This window comes from Arhodomonas sp. AD133, assembly GCF_051195215.1.
Lineage (GTDB): Bacteria > Pseudomonadota > Gammaproteobacteria > Nitrococcales > Nitrococcaceae > Arhodomonas.
Map to the genome: position 1 here is coordinate 51,033 of NZ_JBNAZM010000022.1, position 23,437 is coordinate 74,469.

At 66.9% G+C, this 23,437-nt stretch carries 20 protein-coding genes; 16 read left to right on the forward strand and 4 right to left on the reverse strand.

Going from position 1 to position 23,437, the window contains the following annotated elements:
* Positions 1–173: 173 nt before the first annotated feature.
* From ACPEES_RS13365 to ACPEES_RS13400, 8 genes are all read left to right on the forward strand, one after another.
* A complete protein-coding gene (locus tag ACPEES_RS13365) occupies positions 174–1,085 on the forward strand; it encodes an SHOCT domain-containing protein (RefSeq protein ID WP_435104003.1) in 912 nt (303 codons plus the stop codon).
* Between the two features lie 189 nt (positions 1,086–1,274).
* Positions 1,275–1,763, forward strand: coding sequence for an SUF system Fe-S cluster assembly regulator (locus ACPEES_RS13370; protein WP_435104004.1), 489 nt, complete (start codon positions 1,275–1,277; stop codon positions 1,761–1,763).
* Positions 1,747–3,186 carry a Fe-S cluster assembly protein SufB gene (sufB, locus tag ACPEES_RS13375; protein WP_435104005.1) on the forward strand — a complete coding sequence of 480 codons (1,440 nt, stop codon included), beginning with the start codon at positions 1,747–1,749 and terminating at the stop codon, positions 3,184–3,186. The genes ACPEES_RS13370 and sufB overlap by 17 nt, the downstream gene beginning before the upstream one ends.
* 94 nt (positions 3,187–3,280) lie before the next feature.
* Positions 3,281–4,036: a Fe-S cluster assembly ATPase SufC gene (gene sufC, locus ACPEES_RS13380; RefSeq protein ID WP_435104006.1), complete on the forward strand. Its 756-nt coding sequence runs from the start codon at positions 3,281–3,283 to the stop codon at positions 4,034–4,036.
* Between the two features lie 11 nt (positions 4,037–4,047).
* Positions 4,048–5,373, forward strand: a complete 1,326-nt coding sequence (gene sufD / locus ACPEES_RS13385) for a Fe-S cluster assembly protein SufD (RefSeq protein ID WP_435104007.1) — start codon at positions 4,048–4,050, stop codon at positions 5,371–5,373.
* Positions 5,370–6,617 (forward strand): aminotransferase class V-fold PLP-dependent enzyme, encoded by a 1,248-nt coding sequence (locus tag ACPEES_RS13390; RefSeq protein ID WP_435104008.1) that lies wholly within the window; start codon positions 5,370–5,372, stop codon positions 6,615–6,617. The genes sufD and ACPEES_RS13390 overlap by 4 nt, the downstream gene beginning before the upstream one ends.
* Positions 6,618–7,064, forward strand: coding sequence for a Fe-S cluster assembly sulfur transfer protein SufU (gene sufU / locus ACPEES_RS13395; protein WP_435104009.1), 447 nt, complete (start codon positions 6,618–6,620; stop codon positions 7,062–7,064).
* 7 nt (positions 7,065–7,071) lie between these two features.
* Entirely contained in the window at positions 7,072–7,407 is a 336-nt protein-coding gene (locus tag ACPEES_RS13400) for an SUF system Fe-S cluster assembly protein (protein ID WP_435104010.1), read from the forward strand.
* A gap of 142 nt (positions 7,408–7,549) precedes the next feature.
* Here the strand turns inward: ACPEES_RS13400 and ACPEES_RS13405 are convergent, their stop codons facing one another.
* Positions 7,550–8,989 (reverse strand): methyl-accepting chemotaxis protein, encoded by a 1,440-nt coding sequence (locus tag ACPEES_RS13405; protein WP_435104011.1) that lies wholly within the window; start codon positions 8,987–8,989, stop codon positions 7,550–7,552.
* Between the two features lie 579 nt (positions 8,990–9,568).
* Between ACPEES_RS13405 and ACPEES_RS13410 the strand changes: the two genes are divergently transcribed.
* Positions 9,569–11,167 (forward strand): diguanylate cyclase, encoded by a 1,599-nt coding sequence (locus ACPEES_RS13410; RefSeq protein ID WP_435104012.1) that lies wholly within the window; start codon positions 9,569–9,571, stop codon positions 11,165–11,167.
* Between the two features lie 75 nt (positions 11,168–11,242).
* Here the strand turns inward: ACPEES_RS13410 and ACPEES_RS13415 are convergent, their stop codons facing one another.
* Positions 11,243–13,687 carry an acyl-CoA dehydrogenase gene (locus tag ACPEES_RS13415; RefSeq protein WP_435104013.1) on the reverse strand — a complete coding sequence of 815 codons (2,445 nt, stop codon included), beginning with the start codon at positions 13,685–13,687 and terminating at the stop codon, positions 11,243–11,245.
* A 167-nt stretch (positions 13,688–13,854) separates the two neighbouring features.
* Between ACPEES_RS13415 and ACPEES_RS13420 the strand changes: the two genes are divergently transcribed.
* From ACPEES_RS13420 to ACPEES_RS13435, 4 genes are read left to right on the forward strand one after another with little or no spacing between them, the layout of a single operon-like run.
* On the forward strand, positions 13,855–14,361 hold the full coding sequence (locus ACPEES_RS13420) for a disulfide bond formation protein B (protein WP_435104022.1): 507 nt from the start codon (positions 13,855–13,857) through the stop codon (positions 14,359–14,361).
* Between the two features lie 19 nt (positions 14,362–14,380).
* Positions 14,381–16,726, forward strand: a complete 2,346-nt coding sequence (gene mrcB, locus ACPEES_RS13425) for a penicillin-binding protein 1B (RefSeq protein WP_435104014.1) — start codon at positions 14,381–14,383, stop codon at positions 16,724–16,726.
* A 26-nt stretch (positions 16,727–16,752) separates the two neighbouring features.
* Entirely contained in the window at positions 16,753–17,235 is a 483-nt protein-coding gene (locus ACPEES_RS13430; protein ID WP_435104015.1) for a tetratricopeptide repeat protein, read from the forward strand.
* The gene (locus ACPEES_RS13435) at positions 17,232–19,178 is read left to right on the forward strand and encodes an ATP-dependent DNA helicase (protein WP_435104016.1); all 1,947 of its coding nucleotides are present in this window, start codon (positions 17,232–17,234) and stop codon (positions 19,176–19,178) included. Before ACPEES_RS13430 ends, ACPEES_RS13435 begins: the two co-directional genes overlap by 4 nt.
* A 95-nt stretch (positions 19,179–19,273) precedes the next feature.
* Here the strand turns inward: ACPEES_RS13435 and ACPEES_RS13440 are convergent, their stop codons facing one another.
* The gene (locus ACPEES_RS13440) at positions 19,274–20,113 is read right to left on the reverse strand and encodes an HAD-IIA family hydrolase (protein ID WP_435104017.1); all 840 of its coding nucleotides are present in this window, start codon (positions 20,111–20,113) and stop codon (positions 19,274–19,276) included.
* Positions 20,114–20,170: 57 nt separating this feature from the next.
* Between ACPEES_RS13440 and ACPEES_RS13445 the strand changes: the two genes are divergently transcribed.
* From ACPEES_RS13445 to ACPEES_RS13455, 3 genes are all read left to right on the forward strand, one after another.
* Entirely contained in the window at positions 20,171–20,557 is a 387-nt protein-coding gene (locus ACPEES_RS13445) for a hypothetical protein (RefSeq protein WP_435104018.1), read from the forward strand.
* Positions 20,554–22,122: a DNA recombination protein RmuC gene (gene rmuC, locus ACPEES_RS13450; RefSeq protein WP_435104019.1), complete on the forward strand. Its 1,569-nt coding sequence runs from the start codon at positions 20,554–20,556 to the stop codon at positions 22,120–22,122. The genes ACPEES_RS13445 and rmuC overlap by 4 nt, the downstream gene beginning before the upstream one ends.
* Before the next feature lie 150 nt (positions 22,123–22,272).
* A complete protein-coding gene (locus ACPEES_RS13455) occupies positions 22,273–22,482 on the forward strand; it encodes a DUF2061 domain-containing protein (RefSeq protein ID WP_435104020.1) in 210 nt (69 codons plus the stop codon).
* A 20-nt stretch (positions 22,483–22,502) separates the two neighbouring features.
* On the opposite strand, the gene gloA is transcribed toward ACPEES_RS13455, so the two are convergent.
* Positions 22,503–23,048 (reverse strand): lactoylglutathione lyase, encoded by a 546-nt coding sequence (gloA, locus tag ACPEES_RS13460; protein WP_435104021.1) that lies wholly within the window; start codon positions 23,046–23,048, stop codon positions 22,503–22,505.
* Positions 23,049–23,437 lie beyond the last annotated feature (389 nt).

Sequence of the window (23,437 nt, forward strand, 5' to 3'; positions counted from 1 at the left end):
CATGCTCTCCCCTGCTTCCGTGCGCGGGCTGCCGCCTCCCGGGGTCCGCCGCGCGGTCTTCTACACCCGCGTCCGCCCCGTGCGTAGTGCACGGGGCGGACTTTTTTCGCCCGCCGGTGATAACCTTGTCCGCCGATGGACCCTTTATCCCAATCAATGGAAGCGGAGTGACCATGCGCAGCCTATCCACGCCCGTTGCCCGATCCGTTGCCGGCGCCTTGCTGGCGTTCGCCGTCACCGGTTGTAGCACCACGGCGCCGCCGCCCGGTGGTACGCGCGAGGCGGCTCCGGCTGTCGGCGAAGTAACCGGTCAGGAAACGCTCTGGCAGGACGCCGATGGCGGCTGGGTGCGCCTGGTGGCTGCAGAGTCCGGCGCCGGTGGTTATGACCACCCTGTGAAAGTGGATCCCCAGTGGCTGCGCCAGACCCTCTACGACATCAAGCTTCGCGGTACCGACAAGGCCGACGAGAACGAGTCCGCTCCGCCCATTCGGCTGTTCCAGGTGAAGGAGCTCGATGTGCTGGTGCCCGCCATCGCCCAGGGTCTGGCCCAGGCGGGTCCGGATCAGGCGGTCGCTTTCGCCACGGCGGCACGCCGCGGCGGCTTCACGTTCTTCGATCCCGTGCGGTTGACCACGGCACGCGTGTTCGTCAGCAACGGCGAGCTCAATGTGCTTTTCGGCCCTGTGGGCGAGCCTCTGGCCGAGGACTCCGTGCGCGGGCAGATTCGCGGCGCGCCGGTCGGTACCCGGGCGGCGGTGCTCAACGACGATGATCGGGTGTGGAGCCGCAGCTGGGGCTCGACCATGCCCCGGGAGGACTGGGTCGCACGGCCGGTGAAGACCACCCAGGGAGCGCTGCCCGCGCTGCCGGCATCCGGTGAGCCGATGTCCGCTTCCCGTGAGGAGGAGCGTGCGTCGAGCGAACCGCGGGGGGCGGCGGCACCGTCGCGGGATACCAGTCGCGGGGGCGATGGCGGCGGTGTCCGTGAGCGACTCGAGCTGCTCAAGGAGTTGCACGAGGACGGCCTCATCACCGAGGACGAGTACCGTGCCGAGCGCCAGGAGATCCTCGACGAGCTCTAGCCCCGACAGCCTGGCTCACTCCGGGGGCGCCGCATCGCGTCGCCTCCGTTTCCCCCGCCGGGGCGCGCTTCGACCCCGAAGGCGCCCTCGGTTCCGCCTCCCTTGCTCCGCCGTTTCGGATATCGGACTACCGCTCATCGGTTCAAACAGTACCCACGCGGTCCGCTTTACGTTAGAATTCGTACTGCGATGATCCGAATTAACCGTGAAACCGACTATGGCATCGGCATTCTCACCCTGCTCGCCAACGACGAGCACGCGCGGGTGAATGCCGCGACGATGGCCGAGCGCCGCGGCCTGCCGCAGCCCATGGTGAGCAAGATCCTCAAGCACCTGGCGCGGGCGGGCATCCTGGTGTCCTATCGCGGTGCCAAGGGCGGCTATGGCCTCGCGCGTTCGCCGCGGGAGATCACCGTCGCCGAGATCATCGCTGCCCTGGAAGGGCCGATCTCGCTGACCGAGTGCGTGGAAGAAGGCGTGGAAGCCTGTCAGTACAGCAGCCATTGCACGGTCAGCGGCAACTGGAACCGAATCAACCGGGTGGTGCAGGAGGCTCTCGCCCGCATCACCCTTGCCGATATGTGCACCCCCGAGCCGGTCGGGCCGGGGGATGACAACGACGGCCGTCAGGAATTTCCCATGGAGTTTGCCGGAGTCCGCTATGTCAGCGACCTCTAAGACCCTGGAAGAAGTCACCTCCCGCGGCTACGAGGCGGGCTTCATCACAGATATCGAGCAGGAGTCCGCGCCGCCGGGCCTGAACGAGGAGATCATTCGCTTCATCTCCGCGAAGAAGGAGGAGCCGGAGTGGATGCTCGAATGGCGCCTGGAGGCGTACCGCAACTGGCTCGAGATGCCGGAGCCGAATTGGGCGAAGGTGAGCTTCGGGCCCATCGACTTCCAGGCGATCTCGTACTACGCCGCACCCAAGGAGCAGCCCAAGAGCCTCGACGAGGTGGATCCGAAGCTGCTCGAGACCTACGAGAAGCTCGGCATCCCGATGCACGAGCGTGAGATGCTTGCCGGCGTGGCAGTGGACGCGGTGTTCGACTCCGTTTCGGTAGCCACTACATACAAGGACAAGCTCGCCGAGCAGGGCATCATCTTCTGCTCCATGTCCGAGGCGGTGCGCGAGCATCCGGAGCTGGTGCAGAAATACCTGGGTACGGTGGTGCCCAAGGGCGATAACTTCTTTGCGGCGCTGAACTCGGCGGTGTTCTCCGACGGCTCGTTCGTGTTCATTCCCAAGGGCGTGAAATGCCCCATGGAGCTGTCCACGTACTTCCGCATGAACGCGGGGCACACCGGGCAGTTCGAGCGTACGCTCATCGTCGCCGAGGAGGGGGCGTCGGTCTCCTATCTGGAAGGCTGCACGGCGCCCATGCGTGATGAAAACCAGCTGCACGCGGCGGTGGTGGAGCTGGTTGCCCTGGACGATGCCCAGATCAAGTACTCCACGGTGCAGAACTGGTACCCGGGCGATGAGAACGGCAAGGGGGGCATCTACAACTTCGTCACCAAGCGCGGTCTCTGCGCGGGCCGTAACTCGAAGATCTCCTGGACGCAGGTGGAGACCGGCTCGGCGGTGACCTGGAAGTACCCGAGCTGCGTGTTGAAGGGCGACAACTCGGTGGGCGAGTTCTACTCGGTGGCCGTGACCCGCAACCGCCAGCAGGCGGACACGGGCACGAAGATGATCCACATGGGCCGGAACACCCGCAGCACCATCGTCTCCAAGGGTATTTCCGCCGGCCACGGCCAGCAGAGTTATCGCGGACTGGTCCGTATAACGCCCAAGGCGGACGGCGCGCGCAACTATTCGCAGTGCGACTCAATGCTCATGAGCGACACCTGCGGCGCGCACACCTTCCCGTACCTGGACGTGCAGAACCCGACCGCGCAGATCGAGCACGAGGCGACCACCTCCAAGATCGGCGAGGACCAGATCTTCTACTGCAATCAGCGCGGTATCGATACCGAGGACGCGGTCTCGCTGATCGTCAACGGCTTCTGCAAGGAGGTCTTCCGCACTCTGCCCATGGAGTTCGCGGTGGAGGCCCAGAAGCTGCTGGAGGTCACGCTGGAGGACAGCGTCGGTTGAGCGCTGGTCGACAACGGCATCGCATGCGGCAGCGCTCCGCGTCGAGGGCGCACCGCGCACCGGATACCCGCAAGTTTTCCGCTGGAGGCCATTCATGGCACTGCTAGAGATCAAGAACCTGCATGCCTCGATAGACGGCAACGAGATCCTCAAGGGCATCGACCTCACGATGGAGCCTGGCAAGGTGCACGCCATCATGGGGCCGAACGGCTCGGGCAAGAGCACGCTCTCGAAGGTGCTCGCCGGTGACGAACGCTATGAGGTTACCCAGGGGCAGGTACTCTACAACGGACGCGATCTGCTGGAGATGCCCCCCGAGGAGCGGGCGCGCGAGGGCGTGTTCCTGGGCTTTCAGTACCCGGTGGAGATTCCGGGTGTGTCCAATACCTACTTCCTCAAGGCGGCGCTCAACGCCATCCGCAAGCACCACGGTCAGGAAGAGCTCGACGCCATGGAGTTCCTGCAGCTCATCCGCGAGCGCGCCAAGGCCGTCAAACTCGACGATTCCCTGCTGCAGCGCCCGGTCAACGAAGGGTTCTCCGGCGGCGAGAAGAAGCGCAACGAGATCTTCCAGCTCGCCGTGCTGGAGCCGGCGCTGGCGATCCTCGACGAGACCGACTCCGGGCTCGACATCGACGCCCTGCGTACCGTCGCTGAGGGCGTCAACGCCATGCGTGACGACGAGCGCGGCTTTCTGGTGATCACGCACTATCAGCGCCTGCTCAACCATATCGTGCCTGACCACGTGCACGTGCTGGTGGGCGGCCGCATCGTCAAATCCGGCGATAAGGCGCTCGCCGAGGAGCTCGAGCGTACCGGTTACGCGCTGTTCGGCGAGCAGGCGGCGTGAGCGGGGGGCTCATGGAAGCGATAGCACAGACACGCAGCGTGTACCTCGAGGCATTCGAGGCGAGTGCACAGGCCGCGCCCGCGTGGACGGCGACGCTGCATCGCCGCGGTATCGAGGCGTTCGAGGCCCGTGGGCTGCCCGGGCCGAAGGAGGAAGCCTGGCGCAAGACGCCGCTGGCGCCGGTTACCGAGCAGAGCTTCGCAGTCGCCGAAGGCGGCGGTGCGGTCTCGCCGGCGCTCGCCCGAAAGGTGGCGACCCTCGGTGACGGGCCCAGGCTGGTGTTCGTCGACGGCGTCATCGATACCGATCTTTCCGACCTTGGCGAGCCGGGGCGGGGCCTGACGGTGGTGCCCATCGGGGAATATGCCGACAAGGCGCCGGCGGTCCTGGCCGAAGGCCTGGGTGAGCGTGCCGACGTTGCCGGTCACCCGTTCGTCGCCCTCAATACGGCTTTCTTCCGTGACGGCGCGTTCATTCACGCCGCGCACGGCGCACTGCCGGAGCAGCCGGTCCTGGTGGTGCACATCGACTCAGGCGAGGCGGAAGGCCGTGCGGTCTACCCGCGGGTGCTCGTGCGCGCGGAACGGGGCGCCGAGCTCCAGGTGGTGGAGCACTTCCTCGGTGAGGACGGCGTTCACGGCCTGACTGCGCCGGTGACCGAGATTCTCGCCGACGACGGTGCCATCGTCGATTATCATCGCGTTCAGGAGGCCGGCGACGCCAACCTGCACCTGGGGGCCGTGCACATCGCCGCGGCGCGCGATGCGCACGTGACCGCTCACGCGTTCTCCGTAGGGGCGCGGCTCGCCCGGGTGGATGTCTACGCCGACATCGACGGCACCGGCGCGGAGGTCACGCTGAACGGGCTGTACCTGACCCGGGAGCGCCAGTTCTGCGACTTCCATACCTGGGTGACGCATCACAGCGAGCACGGCAGCAGCCGGCAACTGTTCAAGGGGGTTCTGCAGGGCCGCTCCGAGACGGTTTTCGACGGTCTGGTCAAGGTCGCCGAGGGGGCCCAGAAGACCGATGCCCAGCAGCAGAACCGCAATCTGGTGCTGGACAAGCTGGCGTTGGCCCACTCCAACCCCCGGCTGGAGATCTATGCCGACGACGTCAAGTGCGCCCACGGCTCCACCGTCGGCGAGCTCGACGACGAGGCGCTGTTCTACCTGCGTTCCCGTGGCGTCGGCCCGCAGGATGCCCAGGGCATGCTGACGCTTGCCTATGCCAGTGAGATGCTGCAGCCGATTCGGCTGGCGGCGGTGCACGATCACATCCGCGGCATCCTGCTAGAGCGGTTGCCCGGCGATGAGATCGTCAGGAGTGTGGTATGAGCACAGTTACTCCCATCACCGAGGGTACGGTGGACATCGCCCGGTATCGGCAGGATTTCCCGGTGCTCGCCCGGCCGATGAACGACCGTCCGCTGGCGTTTCTCGACAGCGCTGCCAGTGCCCAGAAACCGGAGTGCGTTATCGACGCCGAGGCGCGTTGCTACCGGGAGTACTACGCCAACATCCATCGCGGCGTCTACCAGCTCTCGCAGCGTTCCACCGAGGCCTATGAGGGCGCCCGTGCCAAGGTCGCGGAGCTCGTGAACGCGCCGGACAAGCGCGAAGTCGTGTTCCTGCGCGGGACCACCGAGGCGGTGAATCTGGTTGCCTCGAGCTACGTACGCCCGCGTCTGGAGCCCGGCGACGAGATCCTCATCACCGGCATGGAGCACCACTCCAACATCGTGCCCTGGCAGCTGCTGTGCGAGGAGACCGGGGCGAAGCTGGTGGTCTCGCCGATCAACGACCGGGGCGAGGTGGATATCGACGACTTCCGCGGCCGGCTCGGGCCGCGGACGAAGTTCGCGGCCATGGTGCACGTCTCCAACGCACTCGGTACGATCAACCCAGTACACGAGATGGTCGCTGCGGCGCGCGAAGCGGGTGTACCCACGCTGGTCGACGGCGCTCAGGGCGTGCCCCATCTCGCGGTGGATGTGCAGGCGATCGGCTGTGATTTCTACTGCTTCTCCGGTCACAAGCTCTACGGCCCCTCGGGCATCGGGGCGCTGTGGGGGCGATTCGATCTGCTGCGCGCCATGCGTCCGTACCAGGGCGGTGGCGAGATGATTCGCTACGTCTCCTTCGAGGGCTCCGCCTTCGCCGCGCCGCCGCAGCGTTTCGAGGCGGGCACGCCGAACATCGCCGGTGCCATCGCCTTGGGGGTCGCCGTGGACTACGTGCGCGAGGTGGGGCAGAGCACCATAGCCGCTCACGAGCATACGTTGCTGGAATACGCCACCGCACGCCTCGAAGAGATCGACGGGCTGCGCATCATCGGTACCGCGCGCGAGAAGGCGGGCGTGATCTCTTTCGTGCTCAAGGGCGCGCATCCCCACGACATCGGGACCATTCTCGATCAGGAAGGTGTCGCGGTGCGGGCGGGGCATCACTGCGCCCAACCCGTTATGGAACGCTTCGGCGTGCCGGCCACGGTGCGCGCGTCGTTCGGGCTGTACAATAACCGCGATGACGTGGATGCGCTCGTCAATGCGTTGTATCGGGTGAAGGAGTTCTTCGGCTGAATGTCTGAGCTGCGCGATCTCTACCAGGAAGTGATCCTGGACCACAATAAGCATCCCCGGAACTTCCACGGGGTGGATCCTCATTCCCACGAGGCCGATGGCTACAATCCGCTGTGCGGTGACCGCGTGCGCGTGGAGCTACGGGTCAACGATGACGGTCTGATCGAGGATATCGGCTTCCAGGGGGACGGCTGCGCCATTTCCACCGCTTCGGCGTCGATCATGACCGAGGTCCTCAAGGGCAAGAATCTCGACGAGGCACGCGAGGTTTTCGATCATTTTCACGCCCTGGTTACCGAGGACGATGTCGAGCCGGATCCGATGAAGGGCAAAGTGGCGGTGCTGGCAGGCGTGCGCGAGTTCCCCATGCGGGTGAAGTGCGCGACGCTCGCCTGGCATACGTTCCACGCCGCGCTCGAGGAACAGGGCGAGTTCACCGCGGAGTAGGGCGGCCATGAGCGAACCCGACGTGCAGGGTGACGGACCGGTGGATCTGCGCGGACGCATTGTCGATGCGTTGAAGTGTGTCTATGACCCGGAGATCCCCGTGGACATCTACGAGCTTGGTCTCATCTACGAGATCAACGCCGACGATGACGGCTTCGTGGATGTGGTCATGACGCTGACAGCGCCGTCCTGTCCAGTGGCCGGACAGATGCCGGGCATGGTCAAGGCGGCGGTGGAGCAGGTGGAGGGCGTGGTCGCCGCCGAGGTCGAGCTCACCTGGGAGCCGGCCTGGACCCAGGACCGCATGTCCGAAGCGGCCCGTCTGCAGCTCGGCTTCTTCTGATTCCCGAATACCCGAACGTGCCGTCTTCGTGAACGCCTGCATGCCGCGGTCGTCCCGGGCCGTACTGGTGTTCCGGCACAGGACGGCGGTTTGTGGCATCCCGTTGGCTTGTCCGCGCGGACAATCTCCCGAGCGTGCGCGACTAGAGCCGGTAGATGATCCGGACTGCGCCCCAGTGCCGGCCATTGACGTAGACGGGCGCCGAGGCGTCGCGGAAGAGCTTGAATGTGCCACCGCCGACGTCGCGGCGGTAAACCTGTAGCAGGAACGGCTTCCGGTTGGTGGCGGCCGCCTTGCCGACACGGTCGTCGAAGATGCGGCGATTGCGGCAGTTGGCTGCGTTCCATGCCGGGTCGTCCGGGCGCTGCGGTTGCGAGACGTGCAGTGCGTGGGTGGCGATGTAGCCCTTGTCATCGGTTGCGCAGCACGCGCTGATGCGCTCGTCGCCGGTGTGCACCGGTTCCTGGATCGGCGGCAGCACGCGGTCGGTGAATTCGGTGTACCGGCTGAGGTATTGAGGTGGATCGCTGCCGGCGATCGGCTCGTAGGCGCGGTCGAATAACGCCTCCTCGCTGATCTCGCCGCGGGCGAGTGCCTGGGAGAATGTCTCGCCGACAGCGGCAGCGGTTGCCTGAGCCTTTTCGATGAATGGCTTGTCCGGCGTTTCGGCCTCGCTCTCGACGGTGATGTTGACGAGCTCCTCGGTCACGCCGAGCAGCCGCTGAACGCGCTCGTTCGCCTGCCTGAGGTTGTCCGCGGAGGTGGTCACCTCCTCTGACATGCTCGCCAGCCCTGTCGCCGTCTCCGAACAGTAGCGGTCGATCTCGGAGACGGCCGAGGCGATTTCCTCGGAGCGGCCATTGACGCTGGCCATCTCCGTGCTGACGGTCTCCATGACCTGCTGGATCGTGCGGGTGCCCTCGTTGACCCGTTCGGCCTGATCGCGGCTGCTCTCGCCCCGGGCCACCAGGTGGCGGACGCGTTCGCCGAGGTCGGCTAGCGTGTGGTCGATTTCCTGGGTGGCATCGCCGGTCTGGTGTGCGAGCTCCTTGACCTGTTCGGCCACGACCGCGAATCCGCGGCCGGCTTCGCCGGCACGACTCGCCTCGATGGTGGCGTTGAGCGCCAGCAGGTTGGTCTGCTTCGCGATCGCCGCGATGCCCTGGGCGACCTGGCTGATGCGTTGCAGGGCGCCCTCGAGCTCCGCGAGCTGTGCGCCGGTGTCCGTGGCAGTGCTTGCCAGTGTCTCGATGTCCGCAATGGAACGGTCGATGGTCTCGCGCGAGTCTTCGACCTTTGCGTTCGCGCTCGCTGCGGCCTCGCGAGAGTCCTTGGCCGCCTGGTCAACGGCCTGGTTGGTTTCCGTCAGTCGCCCGACGATTTGCTCGAGATTGCGGAATGCCTCGGCCTCCCGGTCCACGTGCTGACTGACGCTCTCCACCGCCCCGGCCACATCCACCAGCTCCAGTCCGAGTGTGCCGGTACGGTCCGCTATGCGGGCGATGAGCTCGTTCTGACCACGATGATGTGCACGTTCCGGCTCATGCTCCCGCGCCTGCTCGGCTCGACGAAACCACGCCATGTCGGCTCTCTCCTCCCGGCTACACGATTTGTTGATATCCCACTGAATTATCGGCAGACAGGGCCGCACCTTTACTAACCTTTGCGAAAGTATTGCCATGTCCCGGAGCCGCACGACGGCTCCCTTCGGGCGCTCGTCAGCGCGCCTGGGCCAGCATTGATCATCGCTCATGTTGGCCTCGCTACACAGTACTCCACGTGCCCCTGACCGTTGCGGCCACTGACTCGGGATGTCGCAAGCCCATTGTGGCGGCATATCGACGAGGCGTGTCGGAGCGAACAGACGCGCTGACGAACGCTGAGACACGGCAATCCTTACCGAAAGGTCAGTAAGGCGCAAGGTGGTTCCGGCGGGCGTTGCCACGACGGACGTGGAGCCCGTGCCACGGGTTCCGGCGCGCCCCTGCGTGTCCGCGGAACCGGATGGAACCCTGATACCATTCGTCGGCCTATTGGCAGGGCGCATCCGACTCCCCGTCCAAATGACTGGATAGGTTTTCAAAATTGTGATTTGCTTCACTGAACTCGCTTTTAGTATGACCCGTGTAGCCAAGGAGGCACCGTTTTGGGAGAGTCAAGGATGCAGGGCAGCGGCCGTCGATTCGAGTTGGTCGCTGCCGTGGTTCAGGCATGGAGCGCTTACCGTCGCCGCAGTGACCCGGCGCAACGGGTGCGGCTGGGTCACCTCGCCACCGAGCTCGAGCACGCCACCGGTGACGGTGCGGATAGCCGCCTTCGTGAAGCGTTGCGGGCAGTCTCGGCGTTCTGCGCACGCCTGGACGGCGCGGGTATCGACGTCGACGCGCGCCGTCAAGGCGACCTTCTGTTCGCCCGTCTCGTCGAGTCGGCACTGGCGACGCTCTCCCGCGCGGATGCGCGTCCCGATCCGGTTCGCCAGGTTGTGCTCGCCTCCGGTGAGCCCGGGCTGTGGGTGGAGTTCGCCCCGCCCCTGCGTTATTTCGGCTATCGATTGCATCGCGCCGCCGACGCTGCGGCGCTGCGTGACGCCATGGCACACGGCGTCGATGCCGTGTTACTGGATTGGCGAACGGAGGCCACCGAGTTCGCGTCGGTGGTGCGCGAAACACCGGACAGTTGCCCGCCGCGGGTGCTCGTGCTTGGCACGGGCGAGGTGAGTAACCGGCTGGCGGCCGTGCGAATCCGGGCGGATGCCTACCTGCGAGCGCCTGTGGAACCCGATCGCGTGCTCGACGCGCTGCAATCGGTGCTGGCGGCAGAGCACACGGAGCCGTTGCGTGTCGTTTTGCTCGCCGGGCACACGAGCGACGGCGCAGTCGTGGAAAGGGCGCTCGTGGACGGGGGCATGGAGGTGACGACGCTTTCCGATCCCACCACCGTGCTCGGCTGTCTGGAAGACTATCCGGCCGATCTCGTGATTCTCCAGGGCGTCGAGCTCCCGGGTTGTCGTGCCGATGAGCTCACCGCAGTCATACGGCAGATTCCGGCCCATGGGGGCCTGCCGGTGATGTGCATCGATGTCCCGGAGGCGCAGGCTCCGGAGTACATCGCCGCCGGCGCAGACGCCGCGCTCGCGCCGTGCATGCCGGTTGCGACGCTGGTGCACCACGCCGAAACGCGTGCTCGCCATGGTCGTTCACTTCGGCGGCACATGACCGCCGATGCGCTGACTGGCTTGTTGAACCACGGCCGTTTCAAACAGGAGCTCGCGCGCGAGTTCGCGATGCGTCAGCGCAACGGTGGCCGTTTCACGCTGGCGATGCTGGATCTCGACTGCTTCAAGCAGATCAACGACACCTATGGGCATCCCGCCGGGGATCGGGTCATCAAGGCGCTGGCGCGGCTGTTCTCGGAGCGTCTGCGGCGCACGGATATTGCCGGGCGCTGGGGTGGTGAGGAGTTCGCCCTCATTTTCCCGGAAATCGGTGCCACGGAGGCGGGCACCGTGCTCGATCGGCTGCGTTCCCGCTTCGAACGACTGGCGTTCGGTGCCGCCGGGCGCCATTTTCACGTGACCTTCAGCGCCGGGATCGCCGCATATCCCGCCGACGCGCGTGATCCCGGGGCACTGGCGATGCAGGCGGATCAGGCTCTGTACGCTGCCAAGGCCGCCGGACGCAACCGCGTGATGTTCGCCGGACAATCCCGGGCACAGCAGCCCGACGCCGCCATTTCCCGCAGGGCGCAGGGACGGCGATAGCCGTCAGGCTGCATCGCCGTCCCTGCGCCGGTTCGGTACCACGCGCGGGCGCGGCCGGCTGGCATGCCAGGTGTCTCAGCCCGCAGAGCGGGCCAGCTCTTGCGGGTCGAAATCGTCCACGGCGATGACCTTCGCCCGTGCGCGCCGTGCCTCGCGAAGCCGGGTCAGCTCGGAGTCGTCGATGACGCCGTGCTCATGGGCCACCGAGAGCTCGTCCTCGTGCCAGGCCACCGCGAGGGAACCGTCCTTGATGGCGCTTCGGATACGTTTCTCCAGTGGCGCCACCTCGATCGTCCGGCGCATCGCATGCTCTACCGCACCGGCGGCGTCGTCCGGGTCATCGTTGGTGTAAATGCCCCGAATCACCCGCTCGCGGGCGCCGCCGGGTTGCATCAGAGCACGGGCAACGCGTTCACCGGTACGGTCGTCCGCCGGCCGGTGGCGACGGCCGATCGGGAAGACCAGCACCCGCAGCAGTCCCGCCATCGCGCGGCTGGGGAAGTTCTTGAGGATTTCGTCGAGCCGGCATTGCATCGCGTAGAGCGATTCCTCCACACCCCATTGCACGAATGCCAGGTCCGTTGCCGGGCGTCCGTCATCCTCGAAGCGCTTGAGCGTCGCCGAGGCGAGGTAGAGGTGGGAGAGCAGGTCGCCGAGCCGCGCAGACAGGCGTTCGCGGCGTTTGAGTGCACCGCCGAGCATGAGCATGGCGACGTCGGCAGTGAGCGCGAACGCCGCCGCGAAACGCGAAAGCTTGCGGTAGTAGTGCCGGGTCTGCGGTGCCGCGTCGGAGGGCGCGGCCGCCAGCCAGCCGCCGCTGGCGGCAAGCAGCAGCGAGCGAATGGCATTGGCGATACCGAAGCCCATGTGTGCCACCAGCAATCGGTCGAACTCCCGGCGTCCGGCCTCGCGGTCGTCGTCCTGGGTGGCGAGGATCTCCGCCAGGACGTAGGGATGGCAGCGGATGGCCCCCTGGCCGAAGATCATCATGTTGCGAGTGAGGATGTTGCTGCCTTCGACGGTGATGGCGATGGGCGAGGTCTGCCAGTTTCGGCCCAGGTAGTTGTTGGGGCCGAGGCAGATCCCCTTGCCGCCGTGGATGTCCATGGCGTCGCCGATGCTCTGGCGTGAGCGTTCGGTGAGATGGTATTTCACCACGGCCGAGAGCACCGCCGGCTCCTCGCCCTGGTCGATGGCCCCGGCGGTCATCGCGCGCGCGGCGTCCATGACGTAGGCATTGCCGCCAATGCGTGCCAGCGCCTCCTGGACACCCTCGAATTCACCCACGGGAATGCCGAATTGCTCGCGCACCCGGGCATAGCCGCCCGTGGTCCAGGCGGCGGCCTTGGCCGATGCCGTCCCCGCCGAGGGCAGACTGATGGAGCGGCCCACGGAAAGGCAGTTCATCAGCATGCGCCAGCCCTCTCCGATCTGCGGCTCGCCGCCGATTATCCATTCCAGCGGAATGAACACGTCGCGACCACTGTTGGGGCCGTTCATGAACGCGGCGTTGAGGGGGAAGTGCCGTCGGCCGATCTCCACGCCGGGCGTATCGGTGGGGATCAGCGCCAGGGTGATGCCGAGTTCCTCGTCGTCGCCGAGCAGATGATCCGGGTCGTAGGCCTTGAACGCGAGGCCGAGGATGGTCGCCACCGGTCCCAGGGTGATGTAGCGCTTGTCCCAGTTCAGGCGCAGGCCAATGACCTCCTCGCCGTTGAACTCGCCGCGGCAGACGACCCCGGTATCGGGAATCGAGCCCGCGTCCGAGCCTGCCTCGGGACCGGTCAGCGCGAAGCAGGGAATCTCCTCGCCGCGGGCGAGGCGGGGCAGGTAGTAGTCCTTCTGCGCGTCGGTGCCGTAGCGCATGAGCAGCTCCGCCGGCCCCAGGGAGTTGGGCACCATCACCGTGGAGCCCAGGTCGGCGCTGCGGCTGGCGAGCTTCATCGCCACCGCCGAGTGTGCGAGAGCCGAGAATCCCTTGCCGCCGTACGATTCGGGGATGATCAGGCCAAAGAAGCCGTTGTCCTTGATGAACTGCCATGCCTGCGGCGGCAGGTCCATGCGCTCGTGGGTCACGTCCCAGTCGTCGATCATCCGGCAGAGCGCTTCCGCGGGGCCGTCGAGAAATGCGCGTTCCTCGTCGGTGAGCCGCGGCTCGGGGTTGGCGAGCAACCGGTTCCAGTCCGGCCGGCCGGTGAACAGCTCGCCGTCCCACCACACCGTGCCCGCATCCAGTGCCGCACGCTCGGTCTCGGAGATGGCGGGCATGACCCCGCGGAACCAGGCGAACAGACGGTCGGTGACGAGACGTCGGCGCAGGCCCGGAACGTTCAGCGGCACGGCGACCAGCAGGAAGACGACCCACAGAAACGCGTCCCACGCCGGATGGTGGGCGCCCAGGGCGCCGAAGATCACCAGATAGGCGGCGATCGCCGCGGTATTCGTGGCCACTGAGAAGCGGCGCGAGGCGAGCACGCCAATGAGTGCGATGAAGGCGAGCAGCCAGAATAGGGTCACCATGCCTGTCTCCTCCTGTGCGGTGAGCCCGGGGCGGGCGTTGCCGTGTCGCCGACCCGCGACGAGTGCGCCATACTTTAGCGTATGGTGATCGGCACGGGAACCTCGGTGGGGGTGTTCTGGTACCATGCCGCGGAACTCTGATGGCCATGGCGCACTCCATCCCGTCCATGAATCAACTACTCATCGATCACCGTCGTTCGTTCAACCTGGCGGGGTTCCTCGCCTGCGTCGCGTTTCTCGCAATCGCCGGCTACCTGCAGTTCGTCGAGGGTATGGAGCCCTGTCCACTGTGTATATTCCAGCGCGTGGTTTTCGCCGTGCTGGCGCTGGTATTGCTGGCGGCCGGATTGCATGCGCCGCGCGGCCGCGCCGCGCGGGTCTACGGGGTGCTCTCGCTGGTAACGGCGGCGGCGGGCCTGGCGCTCGCCTGGCGTCATGTCTGGCTGCAGTCGCTGCCGCCGGATCAGGTGCCGGCCTGTGGCCCGGGGCTCGGCTACATGCTGGATGCGTTTCCGCTATGGGACGCGTTGCGCATGGTGCTCTCGGGCTCCGGCGAATGCGCCGAGGTGGACCGCTTCCTCGGGGTTAGCATTGCGTGGTGGACGCTGTGGACGTTCCTGTTTGGGGGGATTGCCGCGGCGGTGGTGAACTGGCCGGCGCGGCGTGCCCGGTGATCGGTTGAAGCCCGGGTAGATGGCAGCGAAGCAACGAAAGCGTACCAAGAGCACCGGCAAGTCCCGGCGAAAGGGCAACCGGCGTAACGGCAAGCGTGGCGGCATCGGGCGGTTCCTGCGCCGGGTAACGCTGCTGGCGGTAAGTGTGTTCCTGATCGCCGGCGGCTTGTGGACCGCCTGGCTCGATCACCTCGTCACCGACAAGTTCGAGGGGCAGCGCTGGGCGTTGCCCGCGCGTGTCTATGCCCGGCCCCTGGAGCTCTACCAGGGGCTCCACCTCACTGCCGACGCATTCGCCCGCGAGCTCCGCGCTGCCGGCTACCAGGCCGCCGGGCGCGCGGATGCACCGGGGCGCTATCAGCGCAACGGCGGTCGATTCGTGGTCCATCGCCGCTCATTCCGATTCTGGGACGGCAGTCAGCCGGCGGTGAGGCTCGCCCTGCGATTCCGGGATGGCCGGCTCGCCTCGCTGACACGCGCCGGGTCCGGGGAGAGGGTGGAGCTCACGCGGCTGGACCCGGCGCGCATCGGCAGTGTCTACCCGGGCAACCACGAGGACCGCATCCTGGTCCAGCTCGACGACGTGCCGCGCAGCCTGGTGGCGGCGCTGCTTGCCGTGGAGGACCGCCGTTTCGCGGATCACTTCGGTGTCTCGCCGATGGGCATTCTGCGGGCGGCTATCGCCAACCTGCGCGCCGGGCACATCGTTCAGGGTGGTAGCACCCTCACCCAGCAGCTGGTCAAGAACTTTTACCTGAACGACGAGCGCACACTCTGGCGCAAGGCCAACGAGGCGATCATGGCCGTGCTGCTGGAGTGGCACTACGGCAAGCGCGAGATCCTGGAGGCGTATCTCAACGAGGTCTATCTCGGCCAGGACGGCGAGCGCGCCATCCACGGATTCGGCCTCGCGAGTCAGTTCTACTTCGGACGCCCGCTGCAGCAACTGAGCCTGGCACAGCAGGCGCTGCTGGTGGGTATGGTCAAGGGGCCGTCCTACTATCATCCCCGGCGCCATCCCGAACGGGCACGCCAGCGGCGCGACCTGGTCCTCAAGCTCATGGCCGAGGAGGGCTTCGCCCCGGAGGATGCGGTCGCGCGGGCGAAGAAGGAGCGGCTGAGCGTGCTCGGCCGCGCGCCGGAGTCCGACACCACGTATCCGGCGTTCATGGATCTGGTTCGCCGGCACCTCACCCGGGATTATCGCGAGGCGGACCTTCGCAGCGAAGGCCTGCGGATCTTCACCACTCTCGCGCCATCGGTGCAGCGGGCGGTGGAGAGTGCCGTCACCGAACGTACCGCAACCTGGAGCGATGCCACCGAGGCCGCGGCGGTCGTGGTCGGCGTGGATACCGGCGAGGTCGAGGCGCTGGTGGGCGGTCGTGACCCGCGGTACGCGGGCTTCAATCGCGCGCTGGATGCGCGCCGGCCGATCGGGTCGCTGGTCAAGCCCGCGGTCTACCTAACGGCGCTTGCACGTCCCGAGCGCTACGGGCTGGGCAGCGTCCTCTCCGATGAGCCCGTAACCGTGCAGGCCGCCGACGGCCGGAGCTGGACCCCGCGCAATTACGACCGCGAGCGCCACGGTGACGTGGCCCTGTGGGAGGCGCTGGCGCACTCCTACAACGTGCCCACCGTCCGACTCGGTCTCTCGGTAGGGCTGCGCGCGGTGGCCGACACCCTCGAGCGTCTTGGCGCCGACGTGCCGCGGCCGGTGTACCCGTCGCTATTGCTTGGCAGCGTGGAGCAGAGCCCGCTGGAAGTGGCTCGCCTGTACGAGACGCTCGCCACCGGTGGTTACCGCACGCCGCTGCGGGCCGTGCGGGCGGTCATGACCGGTGACGGTGAGGTATTGAGCCGCTACTCCCTCCGGGTGGAGCATGCCTTCGACCGCGAGTCCGTCTATCTATTGCGAACGGCGCTGGAGCAGGTGGTCGCCCAGGGCACCGGCCGGGGGCTGCAGCGTTACCTGGGTGCTCATCCCGGGGTGGCGGGCAAGACCGGCACCACCGACGATCTGCGGGATAGCTGGTTCGCCGGGTATGCCGCCAACCGCCTGGGCGTGGTGTGGGTGGGGCGCGATGACAACGGCCGGACAGGCCTGACCGGCGCCACCGGTGCGATGACCATATGGGGTGAGCTCTTCGCTGCGCTACCCTATAGGCCGTTGTCCGGAGAGCCGCCCGCCGGTGTCGAAGCCGTCTGGATCGATTCCGCCACCGGCCGGCGCGCGAGTGCCCAGTGCCGAGGTGCGGTGGAGCTGCCCTACGTGCGTGGGGAAGCGCCCAGCGAGCGCGCTGAGTGTGCGCGCGAACGTAATGTGGTCGAGCGCGCCGGTGACTGGCTGCGCGGGCTCGTGAACTGACGCCCTACGCCAACCCGAGGGACCGTATGCGTAACCAGCTGCTCGTGGCCCTGTTGCCGTTGTTCCTGTCCGCCTGTGCGACGGTTGCTCCGCCGCCCGGCGACAGCGATCGGCAGACCGTCCCCGAGCCGACCGAGCCGGCGCCGGCGCGTCCGCCCGAGAGCGAGACGGTGGAGGTGCCGGCTTCCGTGCGCGCGCTGGTGCGGGAGGCTGAGGCGGCCTCGAGCGCCGGACGGAACGACGAGGCCGCGGCCAAGCTCGAGCGTGCCCTGCGGGTGGCACCGCGCAATGCGGTGATCTGGCAGAACCTCGCCGTGGTGCGTTACCGCCAGGACCGTTGCGATGAGGCCATCAACCTCGCCCAGCGCTCCAACGACCTCGGCGAGCGGGATCGCGGTCTTCAGGCGACCAACTGGCGGCTCATTGCCGCCTGCCGGAAGTTCCAGGGCGACAGCGCCGGCGCGCGGGAGGCGGACGCCCGGGCCCGCAGGCTGGACGGCGGCCAGTGATTGCCGAGCGGGCACAGGAGGCTCTTGCCGAAGGCGGAGCCCTGGCCGCCGCGGTGGACGGCTTCGCGCCGCGTGCCGAGCAGCAGGCCATGGCCGAGGCGGTGGGCCGTACCCTCGAGGCCGGCGGCACGCTGGTGGCCGAGGCGGGCACGGGGACCGGCAAGACGTTCGCCTATCTGGTGCCGGCCCTGCTCTCGGGCCAGAAAGTGATCGTCTCCACGGGCACACGGACCCTTCAGGATCAGCTCTACCACAAGGATCTGCCGCTGGTCGCCAGGGCGGTGGAGATTCCCGTTCGCCGGGCGCTGCTCAAGGGGCGCTCGAACTATCTCTGCCTGTACCGCATGGAATCCGCGGCGGAGGAGGGGCGTTTCGAATCGCGGCGCGAGGCCGGACGCTTCGAGCGCATCCGCGAGTGGGCGCAGACCACCCGCAGCGGTGACCTCGCCGAGGCGCCGGTGCCCACGGTGGACGGACCGTTGCTCGGCAAGGTCACTTCCACGCCGGACAATTGCCTCGGCCAGGAATGCCCCTTCCACGACGAGTGCCACCTCATGGAGGCTCGCCGGCGGGCGCAGGAGGCCGACGTGGTGGTGGTCAACCACCATCTGCTGATGGCCGACTGGGCGGTGCGCCAGGGCGGCTTCGGCGAGGTACTACCCGCCGCCGATGCCTGGATTCTGGACGAGGCTCACCAGCTGCCGGACACGGCGGCGCAGTTCTTCGGCCTGGCCGTGAGCAGCCGCCAACTCGGCGACCTGACCCGCGATGCCCGCCTGGAGCAGATCCGTGAGGCCAAGGAGGCCACGGACATTGCCGATGCCGCCGAATCGCTGCACAAGGCCGTGCTGGATTTCCGCCTCACCCTGGGCGAATCGGGGCGGCGTGAACCCTGGGCAGCGCTGGCCGAGGATGAAGACGTTCACGCCGCGCTGAGTCGGGTGCGTGAACGTCTCGCCGGCCTCCACGACCACCTCTCGCCCCACGCCCAGCGCGGCAAGGGCATCGAGAGCGCGTGGCGCCGCGCCGCCGAGCTGCAGGACGCCCTCGGCGAGTTCCTCGACGGCGCCGACGACGAGCACGTGCAGTGGTTCGAGACCCATACCCAGTCGTTCATCCTGCGTCTCACGCCGCTGGAGGTGGCCAACACGTTCCGCAAGCAGATGGCCAAGCACCCGGGGAGCTGGATCTTCACCTCGGCGACGCTGTCCGTCGGCGAACGCTTCGACCACTACATCGCACGCCTGGGCCTGGGCGAGCCGGAGACCCTGCGGGTGGAAAGCCCGTTCGACTACGAGCGCAACGCGCTGCTCTACGTCCCCGCGAAGCTGCCGCCGCCGAATGCCCCGGATTACCTCGAGCGCTACCTGGTCATGGTCGAGTGGGTGTTACGCGAAAGCCGCGGGCGGGCTTTTCTGCTGTTCACCAGCCACCGGGCGCTGCGCATCGCCGCCGAGCAATTGCGCGAACGTGTCGACCACCCCCTGCTGGTGCAGGGCGAGGCATCCCAGGCGCGGTTGCTCGAGCGTTTTCGCGCCGCCGGCGATGCGGTGCTCCTCGGCACTCAGAGCTTCTGGGAAGGCGTCGACGTGCGTGGCGAGGCGCTATCCTGTGTAATCATCGACCGGCTGCCTTTCGCCTCGCCCTCGGACCCGGTCACCCAGGCACGGATCGAGGCGTTACGCCAGGGCGACGGCAACCCGTTCGCGAACTTCCAGCTCCCCCAGGCCGTCATCACCCTGCGCCAGGGCGTCGGTCGCCTCATCCGCGACGCGGGTGATCGCGGTGTGCTCATCATCGGCGACAACCGCATCGTCACCAAGGGCTACGGTCGTGTCTTCCTCAACAGCCTTCCTTCCATGCGCCTGACGCGCAGCTTCCGCGAGGTGCAGGCGTTCTTTGCCGCCGAATCCGATGCAGCGCTGGCGGAGGGCTCGGATTAATGGGCGTTCAAAGGTCCAAGCGGCAAGTTGAAAGTCGCGCATCGAACGGCTCGTAACTTTTGACTTGCCACTTGGTCCTTTGAACTCAAACCCTTTTAGTCCCCTTCTCCCAAACCGCTGAGCAGCCACGTCGGCGCGGGCAGGTCGTCATGGGTTCGGTCGCCGGCCACGCCACTGGCGACGAGGGCGCTGGCGATGCCGGCGCGGTGGGCGCCGAGGATGTCGGTGTGACGCTGGTCGCCGATCATCACGGCGTTGCCGGCCTCCGCGCCGGTCCGGCGCAGGGCTTCGCGGAATATCACCGGCTCGGGTTTGCCCAGGGCGGTGAATCGCGGCGGCTCGGGGTAGCGTAGCGCCAGTGCCTCTTCGATCAGCAGTGCCAGCGCGCCCGCGGTGAAGGCGAAGCGCCCGGGGCCGCTGGGGTAGATGATATCCGGGTTGGTGAGCACCAGTTGCACGTCCCGGCCGGCGTCCAGCCCTTGGCAGACGCCGGTCAGCGCACGGTTGGCCATGTCCAGGAAATCGATCCCCTCCTCATCGCAGACGCAGAGGACGTCGAATGGCTCGTCCACGCCAACGACGTCACCGCCGGCCCGGCGCACGTACTCGTGGCTCGCCACCGGTCCGAGCACGGCGCAGCGACGCCCCGCCAGGTCCGACGCCCCGAAGTGATGCTCGATCATGCTGCCCGAGGTGATCACCCGGTGCGGTGGTATCGGCACGCCCATTTGCCGGAAGCGTTCGGCGAGCTGTTCCGGCAGGCTCGAGGCGGCGTTGGTGACGACATGCCACGGGCGACGGTCGCGCTCCAGGCGCTCGATGAGCGCGGCCGCCCCGGGCAGGGCGCCGGCACCGGTGACGAGCACGCCGTAGGCGTCGAGCAGTATGGCCTCGTAACGCTCCAGCAGGGTGGTGATATCGGTTTGTTCGGTCATTGCGGTCCCTGAGCAGCAAGCCCAACATGGTAACAGGACAACAGCCAACGGCATGTCATGACGAAATCGCGCCTGCGCCTGCCGGTGACGGGATTCGTGATCACCGGCGTGGTGGGTTACCTGTTACTCGTATTCGCACCGCAAATGCTCCCGCATTCGGATGGAGAAGACCCGTGGGCGGTGGTCTCCCTGCTTGCGCGCCTGGCCCCGGTCTGGCTGGTGTTCTGGCTCGCCGCAGCGGCGGGCGGTGTCGGGTACAATCGGCGTGGCGCCCGGCGCGCGCGTGGTGCCGGCCAAGTGGGCGGGGCCGCCAATGTCGCACCGCCGGCGTGCGAGCGCTGTGGTACCTATCGCGTGATCCGCCGCGGGCCGGGCGGCGCACCGCGTTGGGCGTGCCCGCGTGGCTGTGATGACGGGACCGGGCAGCAGAAGGACGATGAATGACGCTCGAGGCTTTGGGGGCCTGGATAGCCGGCTGGACCACCGGGCAGCAGGCGATGGTCGGTGGTGCCGTGGCATTAGCGATGCTCCTCGGCCTGGCAGTCGGCCTGTGGCGGGGACGCCGTGCACTGGTGCGGGAGCGGGCGGAACACGCGGAGCGCGAGGCAGAGGCCGACGCGGCCCTGGAAGCGGCCCGTGAGCGGGAACAGGCGTTGCGCGAGCGGCTCGCGCGCACGGAAGCCGAGTCGGGGGCGCGCGAGCGCGATCTGCAACGCGCCGAAGGCCTCGCGGCGGAGCGCGAGCGCCTGCAAAGCCGGTGTGTCGAGCTCTCAAGCCGCAACGAGGCCCTGGAGCAACGCCTCGCCGATGCCCGCCAGGTGCATGCCGAGCTGACCGCCGAGCGTGATCGCCTCGCCGAGGAGGGCGCCGGGTTGCGTGATCGCCTCGGCCGCCTGGAGACAGAGCGCACGGAGCGCGAGCGCGCCATGGCCGAGCGCGAACGCACCCTGGAAGCCGCGGAGCAGCGGCTGAGCGAGCAGTTCGAAAACCTCGCCAACCGTATCTTCGAGCACAAGAGCGAGGCGTTCCGCCGAAACACCAGCGACCAGCTCACCCACCTACTGAAGCCTTTCCGCGAGCAGATGGAGGGGCTGCATCGCGACGTGCGCGAGGCGAGCAAGGAACGCCACAGCTTGCGCGACGAGATCTCGCGCATCGTGACTGAAACCCACGCACTTACCAACGCCCTGCGCGGCGATAGCAAGCGCCAGGGCGATTGGGGCGAGCTGGTGCTGGAACGCCTGCTGGAGGAGTCCGGGCTACGCCGCGGCGAGGAGTATGACGTCCAGGCCCAGTATACCGACGACAATGGCCGGCGCCTGCGCCCCGACGTGGTGATTCACCTCCCCGAGCAGCGCGACGTGGTGATCGACTCCAAGGTCTCGCTCACCGCCTACGAGCGCTACGTCAATGCGGAGACCGAGGAGGAGCGCACCGCCCATCTGCGGGCTCACGTGGAGTCGGTGCGGCGCCACATCGACGAGCTCGCCGGCAAGCGCTATGACCACCTCCCGGATATCCGCACCCTGGACTACACGCTCATGTGGGTGCCGCTGGAGCCGGCTTACTTCGCCGCCATGCAGGCGGATCCGGCGTTGGTGGAGCGGGCCATGGAGCGTCGGGTGATTCCCGTGTGCGCGACCACGCTGCTGGCAGTGCTCAAGACCATCGAACGTATCTGGCAGTACGAGCGTCAGAATCGGAACGTCGAGCGCATCATCCGCCGGGCGAGTCAGCTCCATGACAAGTTCGTGGGCTTCGTCGACGCGCTCGACGAGGTAGGCGGTCATCTCCAGCGTGCCGAGCAGAGCTATCACACCGCCCGTAGCCGTCTCGTGGACGGCCGGGGCAACCTCGTCCGCCAGGTGGAGCAGCTGCGGCGGCTCGGTCTTGCCCCGCGCAAGCGGCTGGATCGGGACCTGGTCGAGCGGGCGGATGCCGGGGATGAGGTCGATGACGGCGATCCCAGCGACGATACGGGCCGCGAGTCGGCCTCTGGAGGCTACTGAGCCCGATCCTGGAATGCCCAGGCAACAGGGCATGCGGCGGGTGGCTTGGTTTCGATAGATAAGGTCTATCGTAAAGGCAGGGAAGGTTGATTAGATAGTTTAACGAGAATCGTTATCGTTAATGGTGTGGAGCCAAGGAGGTCACACGCCATGATCAAGACGCTGACATTCGCGGCCATGCACTTTTCGATCGCTTTCGGCGTGGTCTACGTCATGACCGGGAGCATCGCACTGGGCGGCTTGATCGCGTTCATCGAACCGCTGTGCAACACGGTAGGCTATTTCTTCCACGAGAGGCTCTGGGAGCGCTTTCGCGCTCGCGCCGGCCAGACGCGACGCACGCCTGCGTTACAGGCGTGAGCCGCTCGCCGATCACCGGGTCAGCCGCGGCGCTGTTTCTCCAGCATGTCCGCCTGGAGGATCTCGATCCAGTAGCCGTCGGGATCCTTGATGAAGGCGAGTCCCTTCATCTTGCCGTCGTCCGGGCGCTTGACGAATTCCACCCCGAAGCGCTCCAGGCGTTCGGCCGCTTTGTAGACGTCCGGCACGGTGATGCCGATGTGCCCGAAGCCCTGGGGCTGATCGTTACCGTTGTGGTACGCGAACGTCGGGTCGTTCTCGGTCCCCCAGTTGTGGGTGAGCTCGAGCATCGCCTCGCGGCCGAACGTCCAGGTGGTGCGCGCGTCATCGTCGGCGGGTACCCCGGCGGCGTCGGTTTCGTCGACGTAGCCGAGGAAGTACAGGGTGAACTCCATTTCGGGGAAGTCGAGCTTGCGCACCAGGCGCATGCCCAGCACTCGCGTGTAGAAGTCGAGGGAGCGCTTCGGATCCTTGATGCGCATCATCGTCTGGTTGAAGACGTACTGCCGGGTCTCGGGATCCGGCGTTTCGCACAGCCCCTCGGCTTTCTCGAAATGGCGTGACATCGCTTGCCTCCTGTCGTGAACGGAAAACCAGAACGTCTATGTCGAGGCGACCCCGCGCAAGTTCAAGCGGGGTCGCCTCTCAGTGACCGGGGAGAAGAACTACAAAGACGCCAAGGACACGAAGCATCACGAAGGTTCAAGGGCGCGTAGATACTCCGTTGCCGGTCAAGCAGAGATGTCGGCTGCCAAGTGCAGCCGATCTACCCGGCTTGAGCCCCAAACACGGGAACGAGCCACACGTAGGTCGGTTGCTCTTGGCAACCGACTCTCTCCTGGCTGGGTAAACTAGCTACTAATCTTCTCAGAAGTATTCCTGGATGCGTGACGCGATCCCGGGATCCGCGCACAAGTTGATGATTGGCGGTTACAATTTTCGGCGTTACCCATCA

Coding starts and splice junctions, on each gene's coding strand:
- ACPEES_RS13365 (WP_435104003.1), top strand. CDS start 174: ATGCGCAGCCTATCCACGCCCGTTGCCCGATCCGTTGCCGGCGCCTTG.
- ACPEES_RS13370 (WP_435104004.1), top strand. CDS start 1,275: ATGATCCGAATTAACCGTGAAACCGACTATGGCATCGGCATTCTCACC.
- sufB (WP_435104005.1), top strand. CDS start 1,747: ATGTCAGCGACCTCTAAGACCCTGGAAGAAGTCACCTCCCGCGGCTAC.
- sufC (WP_435104006.1), top strand. CDS start 3,281: ATGGCACTGCTAGAGATCAAGAACCTGCATGCCTCGATAGACGGCAAC.
- sufD (WP_435104007.1), top strand. CDS start 4,048: ATGGAAGCGATAGCACAGACACGCAGCGTGTACCTCGAGGCATTCGAG.
- ACPEES_RS13390 (WP_435104008.1), top strand. CDS start 5,370: ATGAGCACAGTTACTCCCATCACCGAGGGTACGGTGGACATCGCCCGG.
- sufU (WP_435104009.1), top strand. CDS start 6,618: ATGTCTGAGCTGCGCGATCTCTACCAGGAAGTGATCCTGGACCACAAT.
- ACPEES_RS13400 (WP_435104010.1), top strand. CDS start 7,072: ATGAGCGAACCCGACGTGCAGGGTGACGGACCGGTGGATCTGCGCGGA.
- ACPEES_RS13405 (WP_435104011.1), bottom strand. CDS start 8,989: ATGGCGTGGTTTCGTCGAGCCGAGCAGGCGCGGGAGCATGAGCCGGAA.
- ACPEES_RS13410 (WP_435104012.1), top strand. CDS start 9,569: ATGCAGGGCAGCGGCCGTCGATTCGAGTTGGTCGCTGCCGTGGTTCAG.
- ACPEES_RS13415 (WP_435104013.1), bottom strand. CDS start 13,687: ATGGTGACCCTATTCTGGCTGCTCGCCTTCATCGCACTCATTGGCGTG.
- ACPEES_RS13420 (WP_435104022.1), top strand. CDS start 13,855: ATGAATCAACTACTCATCGATCACCGTCGTTCGTTCAACCTGGCGGGG.
- mrcB (WP_435104014.1), top strand. CDS start 14,381: ATGGCAGCGAAGCAACGAAAGCGTACCAAGAGCACCGGCAAGTCCCGG.
- ACPEES_RS13430 (WP_435104015.1), top strand. CDS start 16,753: ATGCGTAACCAGCTGCTCGTGGCCCTGTTGCCGTTGTTCCTGTCCGCC.
- ACPEES_RS13440 (WP_435104017.1), bottom strand. CDS start 20,113: ATGACCGAACAAACCGATATCACCACCCTGCTGGAGCGTTACGAGGCC.
- ACPEES_RS13445 (WP_435104018.1), top strand. CDS start 20,171: ATGACGAAATCGCGCCTGCGCCTGCCGGTGACGGGATTCGTGATCACC.
- rmuC (WP_435104019.1), top strand. CDS start 20,554: ATGACGCTCGAGGCTTTGGGGGCCTGGATAGCCGGCTGGACCACCGGG.
- ACPEES_RS13455 (WP_435104020.1), top strand. CDS start 22,273: ATGATCAAGACGCTGACATTCGCGGCCATGCACTTTTCGATCGCTTTC.
- gloA (WP_435104021.1), bottom strand. CDS start 23,048: ATGTCACGCCATTTCGAGAAAGCCGAGGGGCTGTGCGAAACGCCGGAT.